Below are 25,509 nucleotides of genomic sequence, written 5' to 3' on the forward strand. Positions count from 1 at the left end.
TTTGCTATTTTTGACATATTGCTGGTATGGATTGGCGTTGCCTGTCGCGGTGCATGCCCGTACGCTACAGCTATGGAGAAAAGCCCATTTTGCTGCTTTTTACCATTCCCTGTCCAATTTGCATGTCACACAAGATAAACCTGATTATTCTGATGAATACCACCGCCGGAGCTGCCGCATGAGCGCCGCCCTCCACGGCACGCCCGCGCAAATCCGCCAGGCCACCTGGGCCACCCGTTCGCTGTTTGCCGCGCTGGGCGTGGTCGCCGGTGCCTGGGGCGTGCACATCCCCTCGGTCAAAGCGATGTACGGCTTGACCGAGGGCTCCCTGTCCTTTGTGCTGGTAGCGGCTGCCATTGGCGCGGTGAGCGCCCTGTTTTTTGCGGGCCGGGCGATTGGCCGACTGGGCACGCGCAACGCCGTGGCCGTGGCCGGTGCGGTCATGGGCCTCATGCTGGCGCTCAGCCTGCACTGGCCCGGCTATGTGCCCCTGCTGCTGGCCATGGTGGTGTTTGGCTCCACCATGAGCGTGTACGACGTGGGCATCAACACCGAGGGCTCGGCGCTCGAAGCTGCGGGCGGGCGCCCCATCATGGGTGGGTTGCACGGCATGTTCAGCGTGGGCGCCATGTCGGGTGCGGCGCTGGCGGCGTTGCTGCTGCGCCTGGAGGTGTCGCCAGCCTGGCAACTGGGTGGCGTGGGCCTGTGCGTCAGCGGGTGGATGGTGCTGGCCTCGCGCTGGATGCTGCCCACCGCGCCCACCACCGAGGCGTCGGCCGAGACGCCGCAGTTCGCCTGGCCGCGTGGTGCGCTCTTGATCATGGGTTTGCTAATTTTTGCCGGCATGAGCGCCGAAGGCGTGATGCAGGACTGGTGCGTGCTCTACCTGCAGCAGGAGGTGCATATGCCGCAGGACCAAGCGGCCATTGGCTTCGCGGCCTTTGCCGGAGCCATGGCGGTGATGCGCTTCATTGCCGACAGCCTGCGGGCCCGCTTCAGCGAACGGCTGCTGCTGCGTGCCAGCGGCACCGTCACCGCGGTGGCCATGGCCATTGTGTTGCTCAGTGGCAGCCCGGTCATTTCTGTCATTGGTTTTGCCGTCATCGGGGCTGGCTTGGCGATGGTGGTGCCGATTCTGTTTGGCGCGGCCAGCCGCGTGCCAGGCACCACACCGGCCGCGGCCATTGCGGCGGTTTCGTCGATTGGCTACAGCGGCTTCATGATCGGGCCGCCGCTGATTGGCGGCATCGCCCAGCACGCATCGCTGACGGCGGCCATGGTGGTCGTGATCGTTGCGGCCAGCATCCTGGCGTTAAGCGCGCACTACGTGCCCGACAAGCAGCCCGAAGGTGCCGCGGGCCAGCCCTCACTTGCGTGAGGACAGCACGATGCCTGAGACGATGAGCACAAACGCCAGCGCGTGATACAGCCGCGGCGTCTCGCCCAAAAAGGCTGATGACAGCACGGCAGTGAACAGCGGCGTGAGGTTGATGAAAAACCCCGCCACCGCCGGCCCTGTGCGTGCCACACCCGCACCCCAAGCGCCATAGGCAATCACGGCAGGGCCCACGGCAATAAACGCCAAGGCCGCCACCAGCGGCCAGCTCCAGGCGATGTGGGCCGCGGTCAGGGTCCATTCGCCCGTGGTGAACAAGGCCGACCAACCCAGGCCAAACACGATCTGGCCGAGTAAAAACTTGGACCAGTCGGTGCGGATGCTGGCGGACTCTGCCGTGGGGTGGGCCAGCAGCCAGCTGTACAGCGCCCAGGCCACCGAGGCCAGCAGCACATACACATCGCCGGGCACCAGGCGCAGGTGGGTGATGACCTGCCAGTCGCCCCGGCCCAGCACCAGCACCACACCGCTGATGGACAGCAGCGCGCCCAGCACCTGGCGGCGCGTCACCGCTACCTTGAAAAACAGCCGGCCAATGATCAGCATCCACACCGGCGTGCTGGCGCCCACCAACGTGACGTTGATGGCGGTGGAGGTGTTCAGCGCCAGGTACAGCAGGGCGTTGTAGCCGCCGATGCTGAACAGGCTCAGCAGGGCAAAGCGGCGCCACTGCGGCCACAGACCGCTGTCTTTGCGCAGCACGGCGCCGGCCAAAGGCAGCAATAACAGGAAGGCGAGGCTCCAGCGCAGCAGGTTCAGCGTCATCGGGGAAATCAGCGGCGCCACCAGGCGGCCCACGACGGCATTGCCAGACCACATGAGCGGAGGAATTACCAGCAGCAGTGCTGCGGTCGGGGTCAGGCGTTGGGTCATGCGCCCACTGTAGCAAGGCATGAATGCCCTCGCTTGCGAGCGGCTGACGCGCATTTCTGGCACCATTCCGGCCACGCACCGTTATCCTTTTTTTGGAGCTTCCATGACCGCCATTGCCTCTCGCGCCATCCACATCGCCCAACACGGCGGCCCCGAACAACTGCAACTGGTCCACGTGACCGTGGGCGAGCCCGGGGCTGGCGAGGTGCGCATCCGCCACCATGCGGTGGGCCTGAATTTCATCGACGTGTACCAGCGTAGCGGCCTGTACCCGCAGCAGTTGCCCGTGCAGCTGGGCATGGAGGCCGCGGGTGTGATTGAGGCGGTGGGCGAGGGCGTGACGCACCTGAAGGCTGGCGACCGCGCCGCCTATGCCAGCAACCCGCCCGGAGCCTACTGCGAGGTGCGCGTGCTGCCCGCCAAGTGCGTGTGCAAGCTGCCTGACGCTATCAGCTTTGAGACCGGCGCGGCCATGATGCTCAAGGGCCTGACCGCGCAGTACCTGCTCAAGCGCACCCTGCCTCAGGGCGGGCTGAATCCCGGTGATTTTGTGCTGTTCCACGCCGCGGCCGGTGGTGTGGGCCTGATCGCCAGCCAGTGGGCCAAGGCACTGGGCTTGCGCCTCATTGGCACGGCAGGTTCAGACGCAAAATGTGCGCTAGCCCTCGCCAATGGTGCGGAGTTCGCTATCAATTACGCAGCGGAGGACTTTGCCAAACGCGTGAAAGAGATCACCGGCGGCAAGGGAGTGAAGGTGGTGTACGACAGCGTGGGCAAAGACACCTGGGAGCAGTCGCTGGACTGCCTGGCCCCATTTGGCCTCATGGCCAGCTTTGGTAGCGCGTCAGGTCCGGTGGCGCCATTCGCGCCTGGCATTCTGGGTGCCAAGGGTTCCATTTACGTGACGCGCCAAACCCTGTTCACCCACATCGCCACGCGCGAGGCCACGCAGGCCATGGCGGACGATTTGTTTGCGGTGGTGCAGAGCGGCGCGGTGAAGATCCACATCGCCCAGCGCTACTCGCTGGAAAACGTGCAGCAGGCGCACCGCGATCTGGAAGCCCGCCAGACCACGGGCTGCACCATCCTGACGCTGTGAAACGGTTGGGCGCTTCGCGTTAGAACAGGAAGCCGGCGGACAGGACCTGTTCGCTCATCCAGAGCTTCTGGTCGGCCGTGCCCTGGTACACGGGCACGCCCTTCAAGACGCCGTAGGCGAACTTTTGCGTGAGCTCCAGGAACATGGTTTTGTAGACGCGGTAGCGGAAGCCCACTTCCACGCCTGCCGTCCAACCATTGATCTGCCACCAGTCGTTGCTGTTGAAGCAGCAGACGTTTTCGTTCTTGGGGCCGACCTGGTTGGCCTTGCCCAGAATGGTGTTGTCGGCATGCGGCAGCAAGATACCCGCGCCCACGCGGCTGATGAGCTGCAGGTCGCCCGGCTTGCGCTCGGGTCCAGCCAGGTGGCGCAGCCACACGGCGTTGATCATCACGTGGTTCAGGCCGTTGTGCAGCGCGTAGTTGAAGTTCTGTGAGTTCAGCACCATGCTGCTGGCGGCAGGGCTGCCCGCAATGGTTCCGCTCACATCCGCGGTCTGGTCCGCATCGACGTTGTACTTGCTGTGGTCCAGCGAAAACTCGATCGCGAAGGTCTTGTCTTCGTTCAGGAATTTACCGATCCGCAGGTTCTCCTGCGGGTTGGTGAAGTCCAGGTTGAAGAGCGAGTTCAGCGTGTCGGGAATGCTGGACGGAAAGTCACTGCCCTTGACGTTGTGCACCGTGAAGTCGTTGCCCTGGCTGGGCTGGGACACATGGATGTCCGAGGCCGCGTACTGCTGGCGGCTGTAGCCCCACGAGAAGTACCAGTTGCCGTCCTGGTTCAGCGTGCGGTCAAAGTTGGCCGTGGTGGCGTTCTTGGCCGGGGCTGCCTCAGCGGCTGGGGTGGCTTGCGCCAACACCACGCTTTGGGCCATCACGGCGGAGCACGACCACGCCAGAGCGGCCGCGACCAGAGTTTTTTTGGAGAGGGTTTGCATGGGGGAGTGTCTCAATGGTGGCCATGTGGGTCTGCGCCTATTTTCCCATCAGCGGGTCTTGGGCGGAGCGCAGGCGGTTGGGGGCCAGTTCGCCGGCCGAATCCAGGATCGGGTAGGCGATGGAGCAAATGTGGGAGTTGATGCGCTTGAGGTCGCTGATCAGGTCCAGGTGCAGTGAGCTGGTCTCGATGCTGGGCAGGGTGTTGTCGCTCAGGCGCTCGATGTGGGTGGCGGCGTATTCGCGCTCCAGATCGCGGAAGCGGGTTTTCTCTTCGAGCAGGCGGCGCGCATCGCGCACATTGCCGTTCAAAAACACGCTCATGCCCAGGCGCAGGTTGTCCACCAGGCGGCCGTGCAGCTCGCAGATCTCGCGCATGCCGGCCTCAGAAAACTCGCGGCCCTTGTTGATCTTCTTGTCTTCCACGTCCTGGATCACGCGCTCGATGATGTCGCCGATCTGCTCCATGTTGATGGTGAAGCTGATGATGTCGGTCCAGCGCTTGGCTTCGTTTTCGCCCAGCGCCTCGCGGGAGATTTTGGTCAGGTAGTACTTGATGTCGCTGTACAGCGCATCCACCGTGTCGTCCATGTGGCGCAGCTGGCGCGCCAGTTCCACGTCGTTGTCGCGGATCACGCTGAGCGCGCCCAGCAGCATGGACTCGACCACATCGGCCTGGTGCATGGCCTCGCGCACTGCGCAGGAGATGGCCAGCGATGGCGTGGCCAGGGCCGACGCATCCAGGTGGCGCTGGCGCCCGGCCACCGTGGCCTGCGTGGGCTTGGGCAGCCAGTGCGCCACCCAGCGCCCAATGGTCTGGGTGATGCCAATGAAGAAGGTGCCCACTGCAAGGTTGAAGGCTAGGTGGAACATCACCACCAGCGTGGCCGTGTCGGCAAGGTAGGGGCCAGCGTAGCGCACCCACAGCCCCACGAACGGGGCGGCGCCCGCAATGCCCAGCACCTTGAACACCAGGTTGCCCAGTGGCACCTGGCGGGTTTCGATATTGGCACTCAGCGTGGTCAGCACGGCCAATGCACCGCTGCCCAGGTTGGCGCCCAGTACCAGGCCCAGCGCCACGTCGACGGGTACCACCCCCGAAGATGCCAGCGTGGCCGTCAGCAGCACGATGGCCAGGCTGGAATAGGACACCAGGGCCAGCGCGGCGCCGACGGTGATTTCCAGCAGCAGGTCGCTGGTCAGCGTTCCCAGCAGTGCCTTGACGGGGGCGGCCTGGATCAGCACATTGGCCGACTGCGTCACCAGGCGCAGCGCCAGCAGCATCAGGCCCAGACCAATGAGCACGCGGCCCACACGGCCCCAGGTGGTGGACTGGCGCGAGATGAACAGCACCACGCCCACAAAGATAAACAGGGGGGAGAGCCAGGACAGGTCGCGCGAGAACACGACGGCCATCAGGCTGGTGCCGACGTCGGCGCCCAGCATCACGGCCAGTGCCGAGGGCAGGCTCATCAGGCCCTGGCCCACAAAGGCCGAGACGATGAGTGCGGTGGCGGTGCTGGACTGCACCACGGCCGTAACGCCTATGCCGGAGACCGCCGCCGTGAACCGGTTGCTGGTGCTGTGCGCCAGGATGCTGCGCAGGTTGGCCCCAAACACCCGCAGGATGCCGGTGCGCACCAGCTGGGTGCCCCAGACCAACAACGCAATGGCGGCGAACAGATTGAGCAGATGGGTCAAGCGGGCAATCCTTGAGAAGTTAGCGGGTGCGGCGTACGCGCAGCAGTTCGTCCAGTATCAGGCAGGCCGCGCCAATAGAGATCGCGGCATCGGCCACGTTAAAAGCCGGGAAGTGCATGCCGTTCCAGTGGAAATCCAGAAAATCCACCACATAGCCATGCATCAGGCGGTCGATGACGTTGCCAATCGCGCCGCCCAGAATACAGGCCATTGCGAAGCTGAACAACTTTTGCCCGGCGTGCGAGCGCAGCATCCAGATGATGACGGCCGCCGCTACCAGGCCCAGCGCGGTAAAGAACCAGCGCTGCCAGCCGGAGGCACCGGCCAGGAACGAGAACGCCGCGCCTGCGTTGTGCACCCGCACCACGTTGAAGAAGCTGGTGACATAGGTGCTGTCGCCCAGGTGGTAGTAGCCCACGATCAGCACTTTGGTGAACTGGTCCACCAGCAGCATGATGAAGGCCAGGCCCAGCCACTGCCACAGGCTGTTGTTGCCGCCGCCAGCGGATTTGAAGCCGCGGGCCATCAGGCAAACGTCCGGGTTTCGCCGGCGCCATACAGGTTGCTGGTGCAGCGGCCGCACAGCGTGGGGTGGGCTGCGTCCACACCAATGTCGCCCCGGTAGTGCCAGCAGCGTTCGCATTTGGTGCCATTTGAGGCGGTAACCCCTATGGACTGTGCGCTACCAGCTACCAAAGTGATAGCAGAGGTGATGAACACAAACTTCAGGTCGTCGCCCAGGCTGCTCAGAATCGCGAACTCTTCGGCAGGCACAGTCAGCGTCACTTCGGCTTGCAGCGATGCACCCACCTGGCCCGCAGTGCGCAGGGTTTCGATGTCCTTGTTGACGGCTTCGCGCACGGCGCGGATGCGGTCCCACTTGGCCAGCAGGGCTGCATCAGCGGCAGTCAACGCCACGTAGCCATCCATGAAGATGGACTCTCGGCTGCAGGCGCGCGTCTTGCCCTCGGCGCCCAATACGGCCCAGGCTTCCTCGGCGGTAAAGCTGAGGAAGGGTGCCATCCAGCGCAGCATGGCTTGCGTGATCTGCCACAGCGCAGTTTGTGCGGAGCGGCGGGCCAGGCTGTTGGCGCCCGTTGTGTATAGGCGGTCTTTCAGAATGTCCAGATAAAACGCGCCCAGGTCTTCGCTGCAGTAGACCTGCAGCTTGGACACCACGGGGTGGAACTCGTACACGTTGAAGTGCGCCAGGATGTCTGCCTGCAGCTGTGCCGCGCGGCTCAACGCGTAGCGGTCGATCTCCAGCAATTGCTCAAATGGCACCGCATCCTTGGCCGGATCAAAGTCGCTGACGTTGGCCAGCAAAAACTTCAGTGTGTTGCGCACCCGGCGGTAGGTGTCCACCACGCGGGCCAGGATCTTCTCGTCGATGTTCAGATCGCCGGAATAGTCGGTGCTGGCGACCCACAGGCGCACGATCTCCGCGCCCATCTTGCTGGTCACGGTTTGCGGGTCCACCGTGTTGCCCAAGCTCTTGCTCATCTTGCGGCCCTGGCCGTCGGTGGCAAAGCCGTGGGTCAGCAGGCCCTTGTACGGCGCGCGGTCATACAGCGCGCAGCCCAAGAGCAGCGAGCTGTGGAACCAGCCGCGGTGCTGGTCGTGGCCTTCCAGGTACAGGTCGGCCTCAGGGCCTTCGGTGTGGAAGGGCACGCGGTCGTACGCATCCTTGTGGCTGCCACGCAGCACGTGCTGGAAGGTGCTGCCGGAGTCGAACCAGACCTCCAGAATGTCGGTGCTCTTGGTGTAGCTGGGGGCATCTGCCCCACAACCCAATTTTTCGAGGATTTCCTCGACCGTGACACGGCTCCAGGCTTCGATGCCGCCCTTCTCCACAATGTCGGCGGCTTGGTCCAGGATCTCCATCGTGCGCGGATGCAGCTCGCCACTGTCCTTGTGCAGGAAGAAGGGTACAGGCACACCCCAACTGCGCTGACGCGAGATGCACCAGTCGGGCCGGTTGGCGATCATGTCGCGCAGGCGGGTCTTGCCGTTCTCGGGGTAGAAGCTGGTTTGCTCGATCGCATCCAGCGCGAGCTGGCGCAAGGTCTTGGGCGCCTTGTCTTGGGTGAACACGCCCGGGCCTTCGTCCATGCGGATGAACCACTGGGCTGCGGCACGGTAGATCACCGGCGTCTTGTGGCGCCAGCAGTGCGGGTAGCTGTGCTGGATGCCAACCGTGGCCATCAGGCGGCCCGCGACCTTCAGTGCGTCGAGGATCACCGGCACGGCCTTCCAGATGTGCAAGCCGCCAAACAGCCGGAATTCGGGCGCGTAAGCGCCGTTGCCCTGTACGGGGTTCAGGATGTCGTCGTATTTCAGGCCATTGGCCACGCAGGAGTTAAAGTCATCCACGCCATAGGCGGGCGCCGAATGCACGATGCCGGTGCCGTCGCCATCGCTGACGTAGTCGGCCAGGTAGACGGGTGACAGGCGGCGGTAGCCCGCATCCATGTCGTACAGCGGATGGCGGAAGTTCAGGCCACCCAGTTTTTCGCCCTTGGCGGTGGCCAGTACGGTGCCGGTCAGGCCAAAGCGCTCCAGGCACTTGTCCACCAGCGTTTCGGCCAGCACCAGGCAGCCTTTTTCGGTCTGAACCAGCGCGTAGCTCAGTTCGGGGTGGGCGTTGAGTGCCTGGTTGGCAGGGATGGTCCAGGCGGTCGTGGTCCAGATGACCGCAAACGCCGATTGGCCTGCAGGCAGGGCGGAGAGGCCAAACGCCGCAGCCAGCTTGGCGGCGTCGTCGGTTTCAAACGCCACGTCCAGCGTGTCGCTCTTCTTATCGGCGTATTCGATTTCAAACTCGGCCAAGGACGAGCCGCAGTCAAAGCACCAGTACACGGGTTTCAGGCCGCGGTAGACAAAGCCGCGTTCGATCACGCGCTTGAACGCGCGAATTTCTCCGGCTTCGTTGGCGGGGTCCATGGTGCGGTAAGGGCGCTCCCAGTCGCCGAGTACGCCCAGGCGCTTGAAGTCCTCGCGCTGCTGGTCAATCTGCTCGGTGGCAAACGCGCGGCTCTTGGCCTGCATGTCGTCACGGCTCAGGTTGCGGCCATGCAGTTTTTCGATGGCGTTTTCGATCGGCAGGCCGTGGCAGTCCCAGCCGGGGATGTACTGCGCGTCAAAGCCTGCGAGCTGCTTGCTCTTGACGATCATGTCCTTCAGGACCTTGTTCAGCGCGTGGCCGATGTGCAGCTTGCCGTTGGCGTAGGGCGGGCCGTCATGCAGCACGAACAGGGGAGCGCCGTGGCGCGCATCGCGCAGTTTTTTGTACAGGCCTTCTTCGTTCCAGGTTTTCACCCAAGCCGGTTCGCGCTTGGGCAGGTCGCCGCGCATGGGGAAGGGGCTGTCGGGCAGGTTCAGGGTGCTGCGGTAATCAACTTTGTCAGTCATGGCGAAATCTCAATGGGAGTTGAACGGCCTGCGGTGGTCGTCACGGCAGGCGGTGGGGGCAAGACGCGGGGCAAAGTGCGTCGGGCGGCCCCGTCAAATTCGCGCAGCGAGCCAGGCGCGTGCGTCGTCGCAGTCTTGGTGAATGCCCTTGGTGAGGGCTTCCAGACCGTCGTATTTCAGCTCGTCGTGCAGTTTGTGTAGCAGTTCCACGCGGATGATTTTACCGTAGGCCCCCTCGGCCCCCAGCGCGTCGGGCCAGTCCAGGCAATGGGTTTCCAGCAACACGCGTCCGCCGTTCACATCCGTGGGGTCCAGCGAAGGGCGAACCCCCAGGTTGGCCACACCGCGCAGCGGCTTGTCGGCCAGGCCATGCACCAGCACCACAAAGATGCCGCTGGCGGCCGGTTTCCAGTGCGCAAAGCGCAAATTCAGCGTTTTGAAACCCAGCGTGCGGCCCAGCTTGCGCCCGTGCACCACGTGGCCGCTGATGCAGTAGGGCCGGCCCAACAAGCGCGCCGCGTCCTGCATGCGGCCCTGGCCCAGCGCCTCGCGCACGGCAGAGCTGGAGACGCGTAGACCGTGGACTTCATACGAATTCATGCGCGCCACGTCAAAGCCTTGGGCGTCGCCGGCGGCGTCTAAGAGGGCATAGTCACCCGCGCGGGCCTTGCCAAAGCGGAAGTCGTCCCCCACCAGCACGTAGCGGGCGCCCAGGCCGCCCAGCAGCACCTGGTCTATGAACTCCTGCGGGCTTTGGTTGGCCAGCCGGGCGTCAAAGGGCAGCACCACGGTCTGGTCCACGCCGGCCGTGGCCAGGTCTTCCAGCTTGTCGCGCAGGGTGCCTACGCGGGCCGGGGCCAGGTCGGGCTTTTTGTGCAGTTCGGCGAAATAGTCGCGCGGGTGGGGCTCAAAGGTCAGCACCACGCTGGCTACGCCGCGCTGCTGGGCTTCGCCCTTGAGCAGGGCCAGCATGGCCTGGTGGCCCCGGTGGACTCCATCGAAATTGCCAATCGTGACCGCACTCGCGCTGGCAACGCCAGGGTGCTTGAAACCGCGGAAAACCTTCATGGGTTGTTATCTTTTTGATAGCAGGCCGCGCAAACGCTGCCGGGGCTTGAAGCCAATTTGTCATGGAAACACTGTATATTGTCACCTAGCAGGGCCCAGACACATGTCTGGCGCGCACTTGCAGACATTTGGCAGTCCGTGTTGGTGGTAGGTTTTACCGTTGATGGAGGCGTTGCGTGAAAGTCTTGAAGTTGTCGGCCCAGGGGCTTCCCCAGTCCTGGATCTCGCTGGAACAGGCGGTGATCCATTACGCTTCCGGCGAGGTACGCTGGGAGTCGGGGGGCGAGGTCGCCGTGTTCCACGGCGGGCACAACGCCATGACCGGCCAGCAGTCCATCATCAAGGTCAACAGCATCATCGGCACACGCGGTGTGCCCAACATCAATCCCTTCAACCTGCGCCCCGGCCTGACCAACGCCAAGCTCTTCATCCGCGACCGCAATGTGTGCGCCTACTGCGGCGGCCATTTCCACGAGAGTGAGCTGACCCGCGAGCACATCATTCCCTTCGCCCAGCACGGCATCGACACCTGGATGAACGTGGTCACCGCCTGCAAGCCCTGCAACCACCGCAAGAGCCACCGCACGCCAGAGCAGGCCCACATGCCCTTGCTCTACACACCGTATGTGCCTAGCCTGTGGGAAGACTTCATCCTGCGCAACCGCCGCATTCTGGCGGACCAGATGGAGTTTTTGATGGCCCACGTGCCCAAGTCCTCGCGCCTGCTGGATTAGCATTGGGGGCATGAGCAACGCCCCCGCCACCCCCACCCTCTCTGACCGGCCGCGTATCGCGCTGATTGCGCACGATCGCAAAAAAGACACCATGGTTGAGCTCGCCCGCGAGTTCGCGCCGTACCTGCAGCGGTGCACGCTGATGGCCACCGGCACCACAGGCGGGCGCCTGGTCAATGAAGTGGGGCTGAATGTGGAGCGCATGCTCAGCGGCCCCTGGGGCGGTGACCTGCAGATCGGCGCGCGGCTGGCCGTGGGTGAGGTGGACGTGGTGATCTTTTTGCGTGACCCCATGACCCCTCAGCCGCATGAACCCGACATCAATGCCCTGGTGCGTGCCTGCGATGTGCACGATGTACCCTGCGCCACCAACCTGTCCAGTGCGCGCCTGGTGTTGGCGCAAATGCTCCTGAAACTATAGCTGCTGGCGCAGGTTCCACGCGGGCTAGCCCAGGGTTAGGGGCACAAACAGCCGGTCGTCACCGCGCAACACCAAGAGGGCCAACTTCTTGCGTTCTTTGCCCAGCTGGGCCTTGAGGCTGTCCACCCCCGCCATCTCGCCGTTCACCGACAGGATCACATCGCCCGGGCGCAGGCCCGCGCGTTTGGCTGGGCCATCGGCCACGTCTTCCACGACCAGCCCGCCCGCCACCTGGGCCTCCGACCGCTCTTGGCGCGTCAGTGGGCGCACGGCCAGGCCCAGCTGCTTGTCTGACGCGGGGCTGGCTTCGGGCGCGGCCTGGGCGACTTCCATCTGGCCCAGACTGAGGCTGATGTCTTTGGCCTGGCCCTTGCGCCATACGGTGACGCTGACCTTGGCACCGGGTGCAGTGTCTGACACCAGCGGCGGCAATTCAGACGACTGGCTCACTGCCGTACCGTTGAACTTGAGGATCACATCGCCGGGCTGCAGGCCAGCCTTGTCAGCCGCCGTACCTTTTTCCACCGAGTTCACCAGCGCGCCGGTGGGCTGGTCCAGGCCAAAGGACTCCGCCAGCTCGGGGCTCACTTCCTGGATGGTCACACCCAGGCGGCCGCGGGTGACCTTGCCGTGCGCGAGCAACTGGCCTTCCACTTTCATGGCCACGTCAATCGGAATGGCAAAGCTTAGGCCTTGGTAGCCACCACTGCGGCTGTAGATCTGCGAGTTGATACCGATCACCTCGCCCGCCAGGTTGAACAGCGGGCCGCCCGAGTTGCCGGGATTGATGGCCACATCGGTCTGCAGGAAGGGCACATAGCCCTCGTCCGGCAGCGTGCGCGACTTGGCCGAGACAATGCCCGCGGTGACCGTGTTCTCGAAGCCGAAGGGCGAGCCGATGGCCACGACCCACTCACCCACGCGCGCAGCCTTGGGGTCGCCAATCTTCACGGTGGGCAGGTCCTTGGCGTCGATCTTCAGCACCGCCACGTCAGATAGCTTGTCCAGCCCAATCACCTTGGCCTTGAACTCGCGCTTGTCGCGCAGCTTCACCGTCACCTCATTGGCGTCGGCGACCACGTGGGCATTGGTCAGCACCACACCGTCAGACTTGACGATGAAACCCGAGCCCGTGCCACGCGTGGGCGTGTCGCTGGGAGCCTGCGGCGCCTGGAAGCGGCGGAAGAACTCGTAGAAGGGGTCGCCCGGGTCCAGCTGGGGCACACCGGGGCGGCCACTGGTCTTGACCATGCCAGCCACGCTGATGTTGACCACGGCCAAGCCCTGCTGCTCGGCAATGTCGGCAAAGTTGGGCGGGGCTGGCGTGTGCGCATCGGCGCTGCGTACCAGTGCCGCGGGAGCTGCTTCCTCCACAGGGGGCGGCAGGCTGCGCTGGGAGAGCGCGTAGCCTCCCATGAGGCAGCTGGAGATCAGCAACCCAGCCACCGTGGCTTTGACGTACATCAATTTCTCTTTGGCTTCCATGGTGAAGTACCTCCGTCAGAAAGAACATGGCTATGGAACGCCGCGCCGCACACCGATTGCGCGGGCGACTGCCCCACAGGTAGGGTGAGAGGTGCAAATTTCTAGAGGGGTTCCTTGGCCGATTGCAAAGAACTGTGAAGAGTGTGTTGCTCTAAAAATGGGATGGCTTGGACAAAGAGCTTGTGGGTCACCAGCGCATCCCTACGGCCCATCTTTCCGAAGACATGGCCAGAGAGTCTTGAGCAGGGAATTGTGGCGGTTCAGCCTCGTGACCTTGCGCAGGTCGGCTAGTTCCTGTTGCGACATCTAAAAAACCGCGCCGAACACCACCCTTTCATCCCTACGATCTGTAGTCATTTGCTGACGTGAATTTCAGGAATGTCTGATAGCCATAGTTCTTCCGTTCCTTCATTCTTGGAGGGAGCCGGGGTACATATTGCTTCACAGCAGTCGTTAGGAAGGCGATTCTGAACTCTGCAAGCAAATCTGATGACAGATCAGGCCAATACGCAATGGGAGCATGAAAAAAGATTGAGATCCTCTCATGAAATATAGCCATATCGAAAAAATTGATCGCGTTTCACTTGATCAGTATATTAAATCGGCTTCTCGCTATTATGTGAGTGCATTAACTGCGATTACGATCGTAGCGCTCATTATCTATGCGGGCATGCAGCTTGTCCTTGACCGGCATTCTGTGCAGCAAAACGTCAGTTTTCTCACCAGTAATCAATTCATTAAATTTCAGCAACTGGCCAATACGGCGCGCGCATTAATGCGAGCATCTGCAGACGAAACTATTCCAAGCAAAGTGCTTGATAAGTTAACCGAAGAGATGCACCACGAGATCATAGAACTCAGAGATATTAATGCCCAATTACTTATTCTTCATCTCCGTCTCGACAAGAATTCTGCGCCCAGCGATCTTGATCTTCGTCTTCAAACATTTTTAGAGCGGGCAGAGCGGCTGGCCGATATTGACCATATCAGTCGTGGTCGCCGTTATGCATTTTGGGGCCCCATTGATTTTGCCACTGCGTCGGATGGTTTCATCATGCGTAGCTTTCAAGAGCAGATTCAAAAATCATTTTCCATGAGCGAGGAGAGTATCAGTACGGCAAAGAGCATCAGCGCGTTGCTGATCCTGTCACCTCTGGTCGCACTATTCATCGTGGGTGTTTTTGTCTTAATGCCATTACAAAAAAAACTACGGGCGGAGTATGAGAGAAAGAAGATATTTGAACAAGAATTATCAATTCGTGCACATAGGGATGAGCTAACTAATCTACCTAACCGAATGTCATTTAATCAAATGTTTGATCGACTTGTCAAACTCAAAAATCCAGATGAAGGATATTTGAAAAGTGACTCGTTCGTACTTCTTTTGATTGACCTGGATCATTTTAAGTCGGTTAACGACATATTTGGGCATCAGACCGGCGATGCGCTGTTGGTCGAAGCTGCAAAGCGAATCTCCTCAGCTTTGGAGGGCGGATCTTTCGCCGCACGCTTGGGAGGAGATGAATTTGCGATTCTATTACCCAATCTGTCCAACCCCGTCGAGGCCGAAGAAGTCGCTTTGCGAATACGCAAAAATTTATCGAAACCTTTTATTACCGATGGACACACGCTTCGTATATCAGGCAGTATCGGTGGTGCCATGTTCCCTGACCATGGTACGAGCGCCAGTAATATTATTCGGTGTGCCGATCTGGCACTTTATGCGGCAAAAACAAAGCGTAACAACGTGGTCATCTTCAATGAGGAAATGATGGCGGACCGTCTTGCAGAAAGTGAGCTCCGAACCGCGTTGTTCAAAGCTGTCGAGAATGATGATCTCGTTGTTTATTATCAACCTAAGATTAATATTCAAAATAACCAAGTGGCATTTGAAGCACTGGTACGGTGGCCTCACCCCGAATACGGCATTCTATCGCCGGGACGTTTTTTGCATCTCTTCAATACCGGATCCTCGATTACGTCGATGACGGAGTGTGTCGTCAATCAGGTGGCCCAAGACATCCGACGTTGGCGTGATAAGGGGCTATCTCCAGGAAGTGTGGCCATCAATATGCCCGAAGCGATTTTGATTTCCGGAGTGGCCTTTGACATGCTGGCCCATGCAGTGAAACATCACGCACTCGAGTGGAGTGATTTTGCGATTGAAATTACGGAAGATGTTTTTATGAGTAAATATACAGAACAAATTTCGGCAACCGTCATCAAATTGCGCGAGCTTGGAGTGTCAATCGCGCTAGACGATTTTGGGACTGGTTTTGCATCTCTAACCAATCTGCGGGATTTTCCATTTGATGACATCAAGATTGATCGCAGTTTTATTTTTAATATAGGAGTTGATGCAAAATCAGAACAAATTATTAAATCGATGATTGATCTCGCCAGAAACCTGGGAAATAGCAGTATTGCAGAGGGCGTGGAGACTGAGGCACAGTTGCTGTTTTTGCAACAAGCAGGGTGCAATATTGTGCAAGGATATTTCTTCGCACAACCGCAACCATTCGAAATGGTAACGCGTGGGTTGGAATTAGGTGAATTTCCGTATGATTCGTTTGATCCAACACAATATCGAAGTCAAGCCGTTGTATGCAGCGGTTCAATGTAATTTTATAAAAACCCCTTACTAAAAAGAGTTGGTAATGACAAGAAACATATATTATTTTCTTCCGCGATGCGTGGCCTTGCTGTTCCCATTGTCCCTAATATCATTCGTGCATGCTGAATCACCTTCAGTGCCTACCAATAGTACCGTTCAACCCAGCATAGAGGTGACGCATTTCTGGATTTCACGAAGTGAAAGCAATGCCCTTGACGTATATCGCGGCGCTTGGAAGAATCTTGGTGGCAAATGGATCGATACGCCGACCAAGGATAAGCAAGCTGAATTGAAAATGGTTTCAGATCGGATTGCCAATGGCTATCCTCCTACTGTCATGCAATGGCACGCGAATGAAGGTAGCAAGGAGTTGCCGATGATGGGCATCATCCAGGATATCGAAGAGGTCGCAACCGCCGATCGTTGGCGAGAATTTCTTCCTCAAATTGTGCTTAATCAGATAAGTTACAAAGGGCATATTTATTTTGCGCCAACCAATATCCACGCAGAAAACTGGATATGGACCAACACCAAGATATTCGACAAACTCAAACTTCCCTCTCCGACAAGTTGGAACAGTATTCTGGATAGTGCCGCCAAAATCAAAACCGCCGGTTATACCCCCATTGCACTTGGATCCGGCACATGGGAGGTCTCTCTCATCTTCAATGACATTGTTTATTCTGTTTATGGCCCTGGTGGGTATGCACGCTTGATGGCCGCAGGCGATCCGAGTTTCGCAATGCGCCCAGAGATGTTAAAAGCACTTGGCATTTTGCGGCGTCTCAGTGCTTTTGTTCCCACTGAGCGCACTGGTAAGTCGTGGGCCGACGCAGCACTCTCTGTTGGTCGAGGGAAAGCTGGAATGCAGTTTATGGGCGACTATGCCAAGGGCGAACTAACTGCAGCCGGCCTTGTTGTCGATAAGGACTATCGTTGCTCGTTGGCACCGGGGACAGAATCAGTATATTTTGTCGTTATTGATGCTTTTGCTTTTCCGTCTACCAATAATGACCAAGACCGCCAATCCCAGCTTCGCTTTGCGCGCCAAGTCATGAATGTTGATAATCAACTCGCCTTCAATCGCTCCAAGGGGTCGATTCCGGTGCGAACCGATATTCAACGTAAAACTCTGGATGCCTGCGGAAAAATCGGTTTAGATTTGATTTCGCGTCCGAATACCCAGGTTTCCGCTCAATCCATGATCATGCCATCGCAAATGTCCCAGGGGTGGATTGATATCGTTGCAGATTTCTTCAATGATCCAAAGATCACCCCCGAGAGTGCTCAGCGTCAGTTAGCGGATGTTTTGTCGCACAAATGACCTAGGGAAGGTCGGCAAATGGGCGGATGTCTGCCGTTTGCCGTGAGACCATGCGCAGAACTGCCAATTCAGCAGTGGTTTTGCAGACCCACCCTAGGCGAGTTGCTAACCGGGGATGCGTACTTCGATGCGTACGCCCTTCCCGGAGGTGGTGCTGATAGAAAATTCTCCGCCAAGTAGTTCGATACGTTCCTGCATACCAAGCAATCCGAATGACTTGCCCCGGTTCACTGACGGATCAAATCCTTGGCCGTCATCACATATTTCGAGCCAGCACTGAGAGTTGTTCTGCCCGATGGTAATGTCGACAGTGGTAGCCTGCGCATGGCGGGCAACGTTGGTCAGAGCTTCCTGCACGACGCGGTACAGCGCGATCAATGCCTCTTCGGTCAAGGTGCGGAACGGTGTGGGTAGGGTGACGTTGCAGATCAGCCCTGTAGTCGTTCGGAATTGTTCGGCTAGGCTAGCCAATGCTTCCCCGATACCCATGTCTAGCACGGGCGAGCGAAGCGAAGCAGCAACATTGCGCACCACCTGGATGGTTTCGTGCGCGTTGGAAGTCAATACCTCCAGACGTTCGGTCAACCAGGCATTTTCGTTTCCCATGCGATAGAGAATCGTACTGAGTCCGAGGTGCAGGGCTGTCAAGTGTTGGCCGAGTTCATCGTGAAGTTCATGGGCGATGCGCTTGCGTTCCTGTTCCCGGTCGAGTTCGCGGCGGGAACTCAGCTCATGAAGCTGGGCGTAGGACTCGTGCAGACGTCGTTCGGCTTCCTTGCGCTCGCTTATGTCGCGGGCAAGAGCAAGAACGAAGTCGCGATCTTCGAAGCGGATAGCGCTGGAGGTAATTTCGACGGGGAATATCGTGCCGTCGCATCGACGGTGCCTGGTCTCGAAAGTAACTGCGCCCTCTGCTAGGACCTGTGTCCAGACCGAGGCAAACATTTCCGGTGAGTAGTCGGGATCGATCGCAGTCACGTTCATGCGGCACAACTCCTCGGCGCCGTAGCCATGTGCCCGGCATGCCTCCTGGTTGACGTAGGAGAAGCGGCCTTTTCCATCCAACAAGTAGGCCGCTTCGCGCACCTGATCCAGCGCGAAACTCGCCAAAACCAATTGCCTGTTGCTCTCTTGTAGTTCCGCTGTGCGCTGGGCTACCAGCTCTTCCAATTCTGCCCGATAGTGCCGCAATTCCTCGTTCTGGGCTGTTATCTGCAACTGGCTTCGTCGCAGATTGACATGGGTCGCGATGCGGGCCAGCAGTTCTTCGCGGCGGTAGGGCTTGGTGACGTAGTCAACCGCACCGAGCTCGAATCCGCGGATCTTGTCGGCAGTCTCAGTCAAAGCGCTGAAGAAGATAACCGGAACATCCCGCGTTTCTGGTCGTACCCTGAGTTGCCGGCAAACTTCGAATCCGTCCATGTCCGGCATGCGGATGTCGAGCAACACGAGGTCGGGCGCCTGATGGGCAGCCGAGCGCAAGGCCAGTTCTCCGCTGATCGCCGAACGGACCGAGTAGCCCGCCTCCTTCAAGAGATCGGAGAGAACCTTCAGCGACGCTTCGGTGTCGTCAATCGCGAGAATGCTCCCTTTGCTCAGCATGGTGTTTCTTCGCTTAGATGTGCTCTTCGCCGAGCGCGTTCAGTATCGATTGGTAATCGAAACGCTCGGCGAGGTCGGATAAGGTTCGGGCCAAGGCGGGGGCAAGGGTCGCTATATGGGTGACAAGGGCTGCAATGCGCTCGCCGTCGAGAGCCAAGGCGGCATCGCCAAGATCCTTGCGGACATCGGGCGCCAAAGCGATCAGCATGTCAGGAGTGAGTTTTGCTGCAGGTTGTTTCGGTGCGGCCTGGTCGGCCATCTGCCATTCGAGACCGAGCAAGTTGCCGATAGTTTTCAGCAAGGCGTCCAACTGCACGGGTTTGCCGAGAAAGGCATCACAAGCCTCGGCAAATGCCTGTTTGCGCTCGCCGTCAGTGACCGTCGCCGATACACCAATGATACGCATGGCATCGAACTTTGTGTGGCTCCGCAGTTCGCGGGCCGTTTCGATGCCGTCCAGGTCCGGCATGACCAAGTCCAGCAAAAAGAGGTCGGGGGGCGATTCCTGGGCAAGGCGTATGGCTTCTCTCCCCGAGCTTGCCATCCTCACCTCGAAACCGAGGGGTACGAGGATATCCGCCAGCAGCATGACATTGATCGGGTTGTCGTCCACCACCAGCACATGTTTGCGTGCCCCAAGATAGCCGAAGATTTTTTGCTGCAGCGGTGCGCTGACCGTTTCGCCAGCAAGGGCAGCGGGCAGCGAGGCATGGAAGCGAAATACGCTGCCCAAGCCAAGGCGACTGGTGGCCGTAACGTTTCCGCCCATCAGTGCGGCCAAGCGGCGGCAGATCGTCAGACCCAAGCCCGCGCCTTCCCGTCGCTGGGCTTCGGGAGCCAGTTGCGTGAAGGGTTCGAAGATCTCCTGCAGCGTGTCTTCGGGCATGCCGATTCCCGTGTCCTCCACTTCGCAGACCAGGGTGCCGCCGTTGTGTGCGGAGTGGCGGACGTGCAGCGTGACGCTGCCTGCGGGGGTGAACTTCACCGCATTGGCCAAGAGGTTGAGCAGGACTTGCCGGACCCGGATTTCGTCGCCTAGCACCCAGAGCGGAAGCGACGAATCCACCTCAAGCCACAGGTCAAGGCCTTTCTGGATCGCCCGAGGGCGCGTGATATCAATGACATGCTCCAACAGCTTGCCCAGCAAAAAGGGCGCATGGGTGATCTCCATCTTTTGCGCTTCGATCTTGCTGAGGTCCAGTATGTCACCAATGAGGGTCAGCAGGTGCTCGCCGCTGGCATGCATGACTCCGAGCTGCCTGCGCTGCTGCCCCGTCATGTTGTCTTCCCGGGACAGTATTTGCGTATAGCCCAGGATGGCGTTGAGTGGCGTGCGCAACTCATGGCTCATGTTGGAAAGGAACACACTTTTGGCGCTGTTGGCGGTCTCTGCGGCATCCTTGGCCTTGCGGATGTTCAGCTCCGCCACGATGGTGTCGATCATCAGTTTGCGCGTCGTCCAACCGTATAGCTGGCACATGATGAGGAGACCGATGGCCATGATGCCGAAGGGAAGGGGAACGGTTGTTCCGAAAAGGCCCGACAGGATCGTCGACGCGAGCATCCCAGAGGTGAATATGGCCAGACAGCCCCGGTGCGCTGCGAGCGCCTGTGTGGACGCAATGGCAACGATTCCGATGGCAACCAGCTGCAGAGCCAAGGTAATGGGGGCGTCTGTCAAACCGGGAAGCAGGATGACGCTTCCCCAGACGCTGCCGCTGATCGCCTGGCTGACCATGAGAAAGCCCGTGAGACGCCGGCGCCGGGCGGGTTGTTCGAACGATTTTTGCAGAAAGAAACTGATCGCCGCATTGGTCATTTCCGCTGTCACCACCACGGCCAGCCATGTCAATAGAAAATCGTGACGAATCACATCCTTCAAAAACAGCGCCTGTGGCACGTATCCGAGAAATGAAAACAAACCGGATGCCATCTCTTGCTTGCCCAAGCGCCGGGCAAGGTCTTTTTCGACCGTTTCCCGGTTTTCGTCCAAGATGTTTGACAGCGGTACCTGCGCGCTCGGAGGGCTTTCCATGGTGGGGTTGCTTTCGCTATCTTGATTCAGGTGCTTCTGGCGGGCTTGTGCCAAGGCAGCAACACGCCTGAAAATTCTGTTTTTAAGGTCGTGTGCCACACGCCCTACTGGATTATTGCCGCTGCGGAGTGGGATTGTGCAATTGCAAATAAGAAAAGTTGTCGGTCTGCGGGTAAAGAAATCCCTACATGCGATTGCTGAATCCCTACAGAACAAACAAGATTGCCTGATAGGCGGCATCCCCAATCTGGGCCATTCTTCCTCCACTGTTCTTCGTTTCAAGGTGAACGGATTTTGATAGCGGGGAAAATCAATGTCGGTGTCGGCAGAAAAAAATATGTCCGTGCCAAATCACAACAATGGTGTGCTGGCGGGTGTGGTGGTCTTGCAGGATAGGGAGTTCGCTCAGTTCAGTGACATGATGTACCGCATTGCCGGCATCAACATGGCGCCGACCAAGAAGCCGCTGGTTTCCAGTCGCCTAGCCAAGCGACTGAAACACTACAACCTGGACAGTTACGCTGACTACTTCCGGTTGATCAATTCGCCCCAGGGAAAGAACGAATTACAGATGGCGGTGGACATGTTGACCACCAACGAGACGCACTTCTTTCGCGAACCCAAACACTTTGATTTTTTGCGCCAGCGCATCCTTCCTGAGCGCCGCAAAGGCACGAGTTTTCGTGTGTGGAGTGCGGCGTGCTCCAGTGGCGAGGAGCCCTACAGCATTGCCATGGTTCTCGATGAGCTGCTGGGAAACCAGCCGTGGGAGGTGGTGGCGTCGGACATCAGTACCCGTATTCTGGACAAGGCTCGTAATGGTCTGTTTAGTCTGGAGCGCCTACCTGAGATCCCCAAGCCGTATCTGAGTCGCCATTGTCTCAAGGGAGTTGGCGAATATGACGGCACCTTGTTGATTGATAAAACCTTGCGTGAACGTGTACGTTTCTTGCCGCACAACCTGACGGACGCGCCCGGTAAGCTCGGTGAGTTCGATGTGATATTTCTGCGCAACGTGATGATTTATTTTGATCAGGAAACCAAGCAAAAAGTGGTGAGAAATCTGTTGCCATTGCTTCGTCCTGGTGGCTATTTCTTGGTGGGACATTCAGAGACGCTCAATGGGATCACATCCGAGGTTAAACCCGTTGCGCCGGCGATATACAGAAAGCCAGACTGATGTACAAGCCGGCGCACACTGTCGATATTTTTCTGCAGCCGGGCGATGTCTTTTTTGGGGGACGCGACACACGCATACGAACCCTGTTGGGCTCTTGCGTGGCCATCACGATGTGGCATCCGGGCATGCTTGTCGGTGGCATGTGTCACTACATGCTGCCACGCATCCCGCGTGAAAGACCGCATGCGCTGGACGGCCGCTATGCCGATGAAGCCATGGAGTTAATGTTGCGCGAGATACGCGAAGCCGGCACCACACCTATGGAATACCAGGTCAAGCTTTTTGGTGGCGGACATATGTTCTCTGCATACCAAACCGTTGGCGTTGATCATGTGGGAAGAAAAAATGTGGAGATGGCGCACGCGTTAATGAAGCGCCATGGCTTTTTGACACACGCCGAACACTTAGGGGGGGCGGGACATCGCAACCTGATGTTTGACTTGTGGAATGGTCGCGTCTGGATGCGCCACCAACCACCGGTGCTTGGCGACATTTCAAAAGGCTTGCTATGCGAGCAGTGAAGGTGTTGATCGTCGATGATTCCGCCGTGGTACGCCAGGTGCTCACGGCAACGCTGGGTGAGGACCCGGGAATCGAAGTGATTGGGGCTGCGTCCGACCCCGTGTTTGCCATGGAGCGTATGCGCATTCAATGGCCGGATGTGATTGTGCTGGATGTGGAGATGCCGCGCATGGACGGAATCACCTTTCTAAAAAAACTAATGGCCGAACATCCCACACCCGTGGTGATTTGTTCCACGCTGACCGAAAAGGGCGCGGCCACAACCATGCACGCGCTGGCTGCCGGGGCGGTCTGCATCGTCACCAAGCCCACACTGGGTCTCAAGCAGTTCTTGCAAGACAGTTCTAATGATCTGATCAGCGCGGTGAAGGTCGCGGCGCGCTCTAATGTGCGCCGCTTGGTCCCGGCTGGTGTACAGCAAACCGTTCCCCCCAAGCTGTCGGCAGACGCGGTACTCCCCGCATCCACCCACGCCATGGCGGAGACCACAGATCGGGTGGTGGCCCTTGGAACCTCCACCGGGGGCACCCAGGCGCTCGAAGCTGTGCTCACCTCGCTGCCTCGGGTGTGTCCAGGTCTTGTGATAGTTCAGCATATGCCGGAAAAATTCACAGAGGCCTTTGCTAACCGGCTTGACAGCTTGTGCAAGCTCGAAGTGCGTGAAGCAAAAAATGGCGACCGCGTCATACCGGGGCGGGCGCTGATTGCACCTGGGGGGCGCCACATGCTGCTCAAGCGCAGTGGCGCCCAGTATCACGTGGAGATCGTCGATGGCCCGCCGGTGAGCCGCCACCGTCCCTCGGTTGACGTGCTGTTTCGCTCCGTGGCCAAGTGCGCGGGCCGCAATGCACTGGGCATCATCATGACCGGCATGGGGGACGATGGTGCGCGTGGGTTGAAGGAGCTGCATGACACCGGCGCCCGCACGCTGGCCCAGGATGAAGAGACCTGCGTGGTGTACGGCATGCCCAAGGAGGCGGTGAAACTCGGGGCTGTGGATCGGGTGTTGCCGTTGGATGACATCCCCGGGGAGATTCTTCGGGCGCTGCAGGGTAGGCGCTAATGGGCCATTCGCTCACCCAGTCCGCGTGGATCGACATGTCCGCCAGAGGCCGCTTGTTTACGGATGTGTTCGAGTTCAGCTCGGACCCATTGGTCGTTGTTGATCTGCGGGGTACGATTATTGAAGCCAACGCAGCCATGGCCAAGATGACAGGGGTTTCGTGCGCTCAGTTGCTGGGCAGCGAGTTTGTTCTTTATTTTTCTCAGCCTGAACTGGTTCGGCTGATTCTTCAGCGGATATTGCTGGAGCGGGAAGTGCGCGATAACGCTTGGAAAGTCGTAAATGCAAGTGGTGACGTGACGGATATTGTTTGCAATGCGACGCAATTTTGTGACGCGACGGGTGATGTGCATGGCATTTTTTTTGTGTTGCGCGACGCAACGGACCTGCGGCAATACGAATCGCAGATGCTGTTTCAGGCCAGCTACGATGCTTTGACCGCCTTGCCAAATCGCAGATTCTTCTGTGAGCAACTGGAGCGGGCAATTGCGCTGTGCCGTGACCAAGTGCTGGGCATTTTGTTCATTGATCTCGACAACTTCAAGGATATCAACGACACATTGGGGCACGCCATAGGGGATGAGGTGCTCAAAGCCGTGGCCTGGCAACTGATGGCCTCAATGGGCGCGTCTGACACCGCGGCTCGGATGGGGGCGGATGGGTTTTCTGTGCTGATCGGGGACGGCGGTAGCCAACCGGCAATCGGCCAGCGGGTGAACGCTCTGTTGAGCGAAGTTGCTCGACCACGCGTCATTGAAGGCCACGAAATCATTGTGAGTTGCAGCATTGGCGTCGCGATCTATTCCTTCAATCAGGGTGATGGCAATGCGCTGCTGCGTAACGCTGAGGCCGCCATGTACCGAGCGAAAGACGCCGGAAGAAATCGAGCCCAGTGGTTCACCCCCGAAATGGATTCAGCCATACAACGGCGCGTTGACCTCAGTAGCCGGTTGCGCAGTGCGCTTAAAAAGTCTGAGTTCACCTTGCATTTTCAGCCACGCGTGTCGCTGGGCAATGGGAAAGTGACCGGGGTTGAAGCGCTGATCCGCTGGTGTGCGCAGGATGCGGGTCAGATCTCTCCCGCCGACTTCATCCCCATAGCCGAACGCAATGGCATGATTCTGCCCATAGGGGAGTGGGTATTGTTGGAGGCGTGCCACCAGGCACGGCAGTGGCAGGACGAGGGCCATGTCGCAGTCAACGTGGCGGTCAATCTATCGGCTCGCCAACTGCGGGACACCGACATCTTCAAGCTGGTCGTTCGTGTACTGGAGGAAACGGGCTTGCCCGCTCACTTGCTCGAACTTGAGCTGACCGAGAGCATGTTGGTGCACGATACGGCGCGGGTTTTACAAGCGCTGGAGGCATTGAGGGAGATTGGAGTCCGCCTCTCCATTGATGATTTTGGAACAGGTTATTCGTCGCTCAGTTACCTCAAGACATTTCCGCTGGACTATCTCAAGATAGACCGTTCCTTTGTGGCGGACTTGCCCGACGATTTGAATGACTGCGCCATTGTTCGAACCATTATTGACATGGCACATTCCTTGGGAATGAAGGTCATTGCAGAAGGTGTGGAAACACGTGCGCAACTGGATTTTTTGCTGGCACACGATTGCGATGAGATGCAGGGCTATTACTTCAGCAAACCATTGCCACATGACGAACTGAAAGAGTTGTTGAGAAGAAAACGAGAACTGGATTTTTGAGTTAGTTCTAGCCTTCCTCGTGAGGCCATCAATTTCAGCTCTGATCTTTCCAAAGATCAAATCAATATCGGATTCCTTGTTCGAACAAAGAGGGGTCAATGTCACAAGGTTCTGGGCAGGAACGTCAAGGGTTTAGGTGAGCACATGGACCTTGTCCGTGGGTAGGGGCATTCTGCCTCCGTTCAAGCCTATTCAGGTAAGTCCGGTTTACTACAGCAGAAAAGTTTTCATGGATAAGTCCATTCGCCTTTCTTGCTTTTTTCAAAGCCATTCACAATGGCGTGTCTAAGTTCCATATAGAAGTGGATGTTTTGAAGATTTGTTAAGGGTCTAGCCC

General features: G+C 58.9%; 19 protein-coding genes. 10 read left to right on the forward strand and 9 right to left on the reverse strand.

Features of this window, described 5'->3' with window-relative positions; translation table 11 throughout:
* Nucleotides 1-178 precede the first annotated feature (178 nt).
* Nucleotides 179-1,378, forward strand: coding sequence for an MFS transporter (locus tag AC097R_RS07665; protein ID WP_479597314.1), 1,200 nt, complete (start codon nucleotides 179-181; stop codon nucleotides 1,376-1,378).
* Here the strand turns inward: AC097R_RS07665 and AC097R_RS07670 are convergent.
* Nucleotides 1,367-2,269 (reverse strand): DMT family transporter, encoded by a 903-nt coding sequence (locus AC097R_RS07670; RefSeq protein ID WP_479597316.1) that lies wholly within the window; start codon nucleotides 2,267-2,269, stop codon nucleotides 1,367-1,369. The genes AC097R_RS07665 and AC097R_RS07670 overlap by 12 nt on opposite strands.
* A 103-nt stretch (nucleotides 2,270-2,372) precedes the next feature.
* Between AC097R_RS07670 and AC097R_RS07675 the strand changes: the two genes are divergently transcribed.
* Entirely contained in the window at nucleotides 2,373-3,368 is a 996-nt protein-coding gene (locus AC097R_RS07675) for a quinone oxidoreductase family protein (protein WP_479597318.1), read from the forward strand.
* A 19-nt stretch (nucleotides 3,369-3,387) separates the two neighbouring features.
* Here the strand turns inward: AC097R_RS07675 and AC097R_RS07680 are convergent, their stop codons facing one another.
* The 5 genes from AC097R_RS07680 to AC097R_RS07700 all read right to left on the reverse strand — a co-directional run bounded on the left by AC097R_RS07680 (nucleotide 3,388) and on the right by AC097R_RS07700 (nucleotide 10,483).
* Complete coding sequence (locus AC097R_RS07680) at nucleotides 3,388-4,305, reverse strand: hypothetical protein (RefSeq protein ID WP_479597320.1); 918 nt, start codon at nucleotides 4,303-4,305, stop codon at nucleotides 3,388-3,390.
* A gap of 37 nt (nucleotides 4,306-4,342) precedes the next feature.
* Nucleotides 4,343-6,004, reverse strand: coding sequence for a Na/Pi cotransporter family protein (locus tag AC097R_RS07685; RefSeq protein WP_479597323.1), 1,662 nt, complete (start codon nucleotides 6,002-6,004; stop codon nucleotides 4,343-4,345).
* 19 nt (nucleotides 6,005-6,023) lie between these two features.
* Nucleotides 6,024-6,530, reverse strand: a complete 507-nt coding sequence (lspA, locus tag AC097R_RS07690; RefSeq protein ID WP_479597325.1) for a signal peptidase II — start codon at nucleotides 6,528-6,530, stop codon at nucleotides 6,024-6,026.
* On the reverse strand, nucleotides 6,530-9,415 hold the full coding sequence (ileS, locus tag AC097R_RS07695; protein WP_479597327.1) for an isoleucine--tRNA ligase: 2,886 nt from the start codon (nucleotides 9,413-9,415) through the stop codon (nucleotides 6,530-6,532). Before ileS ends, lspA begins: the two co-directional genes overlap by 1 nt.
* A gap of 93 nt (nucleotides 9,416-9,508) precedes the next feature.
* Nucleotides 9,509-10,483: a bifunctional riboflavin kinase/FAD synthetase gene (locus tag AC097R_RS07700; RefSeq protein ID WP_479597331.1), complete on the reverse strand. Its 975-nt coding sequence runs from the start codon at nucleotides 10,481-10,483 to the stop codon at nucleotides 9,509-9,511.
* A 176-nt stretch (nucleotides 10,484-10,659) separates the two neighbouring features.
* Here AC097R_RS07700 and AC097R_RS07705 point away from each other — a divergent pair, with 176 nt between their 5' ends.
* Nucleotides 10,660-11,217 (forward strand): HNH endonuclease, encoded by a 558-nt coding sequence (locus AC097R_RS07705; protein WP_479597334.1) that lies wholly within the window; start codon nucleotides 10,660-10,662, stop codon nucleotides 11,215-11,217.
* Between the two features lie 10 nt (nucleotides 11,218-11,227).
* Nucleotides 11,228-11,638, forward strand: coding sequence for a methylglyoxal synthase (locus AC097R_RS07710; protein WP_479597337.1), 411 nt, complete (start codon nucleotides 11,228-11,230; stop codon nucleotides 11,636-11,638).
* Nucleotides 11,639-11,662: 24 nt separating this feature from the next.
* On the opposite strand, the gene AC097R_RS07715 is transcribed toward AC097R_RS07710, so the two are convergent.
* Nucleotides 11,663-13,123, reverse strand: coding sequence for a DegQ family serine endoprotease (locus AC097R_RS07715; protein WP_479597340.1), 1,461 nt, complete (start codon nucleotides 13,121-13,123; stop codon nucleotides 11,663-11,665).
* A gap of 544 nt (nucleotides 13,124-13,667) precedes the next feature.
* Between AC097R_RS07715 and AC097R_RS07720 the strand changes: the two genes are divergently transcribed.
* Together AC097R_RS07720 and AC097R_RS07725 are read left to right on the forward strand one after the other, a co-directional pair.
* Nucleotides 13,668-15,746, forward strand: a complete 2,079-nt coding sequence (locus tag AC097R_RS07720) for a putative bifunctional diguanylate cyclase/phosphodiesterase (RefSeq protein WP_479597342.1) — start codon at nucleotides 13,668-13,670, stop codon at nucleotides 15,744-15,746.
* A gap of 34 nt (nucleotides 15,747-15,780) precedes the next feature.
* Nucleotides 15,781-17,061 carry an ABC transporter substrate-binding protein gene (locus tag AC097R_RS07725; protein WP_479597344.1) on the forward strand — a complete coding sequence of 427 codons (1,281 nt, stop codon included), beginning with the start codon at nucleotides 15,781-15,783 and terminating at the stop codon, nucleotides 17,059-17,061.
* A gap of 105 nt (nucleotides 17,062-17,166) precedes the next feature.
* Here the strand turns inward: AC097R_RS07725 and AC097R_RS07730 are convergent, their stop codons facing one another.
* Both AC097R_RS07730 and AC097R_RS07735 read right to left on the reverse strand, forming a co-directional pair.
* A complete protein-coding gene (locus AC097R_RS07730) occupies nucleotides 17,167-18,663 on the reverse strand; it encodes a hybrid sensor histidine kinase/response regulator (protein ID WP_479597347.1) in 1,497 nt (498 codons plus the stop codon).
* Between the two features lie 13 nt (nucleotides 18,664-18,676).
* Nucleotides 18,677-20,797: an ATP-binding protein gene (locus tag AC097R_RS07735; protein WP_479597349.1), complete on the reverse strand. Its 2,121-nt coding sequence runs from the start codon at nucleotides 20,795-20,797 to the stop codon at nucleotides 18,677-18,679.
* Nucleotides 20,798-21,011: 214 nt separating this feature from the next.
* Here AC097R_RS07735 and AC097R_RS07740 point away from each other — a divergent pair, with 214 nt between their 5' ends.
* From AC097R_RS07740 to AC097R_RS07755, 4 genes are read left to right on the forward strand one after another with little or no spacing between them, the layout of a single operon-like run.
* On the forward strand, nucleotides 21,012-21,878 hold the full coding sequence (locus AC097R_RS07740; RefSeq protein WP_479597351.1) for a CheR family methyltransferase: 867 nt from the start codon (nucleotides 21,012-21,014) through the stop codon (nucleotides 21,876-21,878).
* A complete protein-coding gene (locus tag AC097R_RS07745) occupies nucleotides 21,878-22,399 on the forward strand; it encodes a chemotaxis protein CheD (RefSeq protein WP_479597353.1) in 522 nt (173 codons plus the stop codon). The genes AC097R_RS07740 and AC097R_RS07745 overlap by 1 nt, the downstream gene beginning before the upstream one ends.
* Nucleotides 22,387-23,463 carry a protein-glutamate methylesterase/protein-glutamine glutaminase gene (locus AC097R_RS07750; protein WP_479597356.1) on the forward strand — a complete coding sequence of 359 codons (1,077 nt, stop codon included), beginning with the start codon at nucleotides 22,387-22,389 and terminating at the stop codon, nucleotides 23,461-23,463. The genes AC097R_RS07745 and AC097R_RS07750 overlap by 13 nt, the downstream gene beginning before the upstream one ends.
* On the forward strand, nucleotides 23,463-25,172 hold the full coding sequence (locus tag AC097R_RS07755; RefSeq protein WP_479597358.1) for a putative bifunctional diguanylate cyclase/phosphodiesterase: 1,710 nt from the start codon (nucleotides 23,463-23,465) through the stop codon (nucleotides 25,170-25,172). Before AC097R_RS07750 ends, AC097R_RS07755 begins: the two co-directional genes overlap by 1 nt.
* Nucleotides 25,173-25,509: the final 337 nt, after the last annotated feature.

This window comes from Rhodoferax sp. ZS1R25 (genome assembly GCF_056521335.1).

What these genes read in the sequence shown, in the direction of transcription:
- AC097R_RS07665 (WP_479597314.1), top strand. Translation starts at nt 179, where the DNA reads ATGAGCGCCGCCCTCCACGGCACGCCCGCGCAAATCCGCCAGGCCACC.
- AC097R_RS07670 (WP_479597316.1), bottom strand. Translation starts at nt 2,269, where the DNA reads ATGACCCAACGCCTGACCCCGACCGCAGCACTGCTGCTGGTAATTCCT.
- AC097R_RS07675 (WP_479597318.1), top strand. Translation starts at nt 2,373, where the DNA reads ATGACCGCCATTGCCTCTCGCGCCATCCACATCGCCCAACACGGCGGC.
- AC097R_RS07680 (WP_479597320.1), bottom strand. Translation starts at nt 4,305, where the DNA reads ATGCAAACCCTCTCCAAAAAAACTCTGGTCGCGGCCGCTCTGGCGTGG.
- lspA (WP_479597325.1), bottom strand. Translation starts at nt 6,530, where the DNA reads ATGGCCCGCGGCTTCAAATCCGCTGGCGGCGGCAACAACAGCCTGTGG.
- ileS (WP_479597327.1), bottom strand. Translation starts at nt 9,415, where the DNA reads ATGACTGACAAAGTTGATTACCGCAGCACCCTGAACCTGCCCGACAGC.
- AC097R_RS07700 (WP_479597331.1), bottom strand. Translation starts at nt 10,483, where the DNA reads ATGAAGGTTTTCCGCGGTTTCAAGCACCCTGGCGTTGCCAGCGCGAGT.
- AC097R_RS07710 (WP_479597337.1), top strand. Translation starts at nt 11,228, where the DNA reads ATGAGCAACGCCCCCGCCACCCCCACCCTCTCTGACCGGCCGCGTATC.
- AC097R_RS07715 (WP_479597340.1), bottom strand. Translation starts at nt 13,123, where the DNA reads ATGGAAGCCAAAGAGAAATTGATGTACGTCAAAGCCACGGTGGCTGGG.
- AC097R_RS07720 (WP_479597342.1), top strand. Translation starts at nt 13,668, where the DNA reads ATGAAATATAGCCATATCGAAAAAATTGATCGCGTTTCACTTGATCAG.
- AC097R_RS07725 (WP_479597344.1), top strand. Translation starts at nt 15,781, where the DNA reads ATGACAAGAAACATATATTATTTTCTTCCGCGATGCGTGGCCTTGCTG.
- AC097R_RS07730 (WP_479597347.1), bottom strand. Translation starts at nt 18,663, where the DNA reads ATGCTGAGCAAAGGGAGCATTCTCGCGATTGACGACACCGAAGCGTCG.
- AC097R_RS07740 (WP_479597351.1), top strand. Translation starts at nt 21,012, where the DNA reads ATGTCGGTGTCGGCAGAAAAAAATATGTCCGTGCCAAATCACAACAAT.
- AC097R_RS07745 (WP_479597353.1), top strand. Translation starts at nt 21,878, where the DNA reads ATGTACAAGCCGGCGCACACTGTCGATATTTTTCTGCAGCCGGGCGAT.
- AC097R_RS07750 (WP_479597356.1), top strand. Translation starts at nt 22,387, where the DNA reads ATGCGAGCAGTGAAGGTGTTGATCGTCGATGATTCCGCCGTGGTACGC.
- AC097R_RS07755 (WP_479597358.1), top strand. Translation starts at nt 23,463, where the DNA reads ATGGGCCATTCGCTCACCCAGTCCGCGTGGATCGACATGTCCGCCAGA.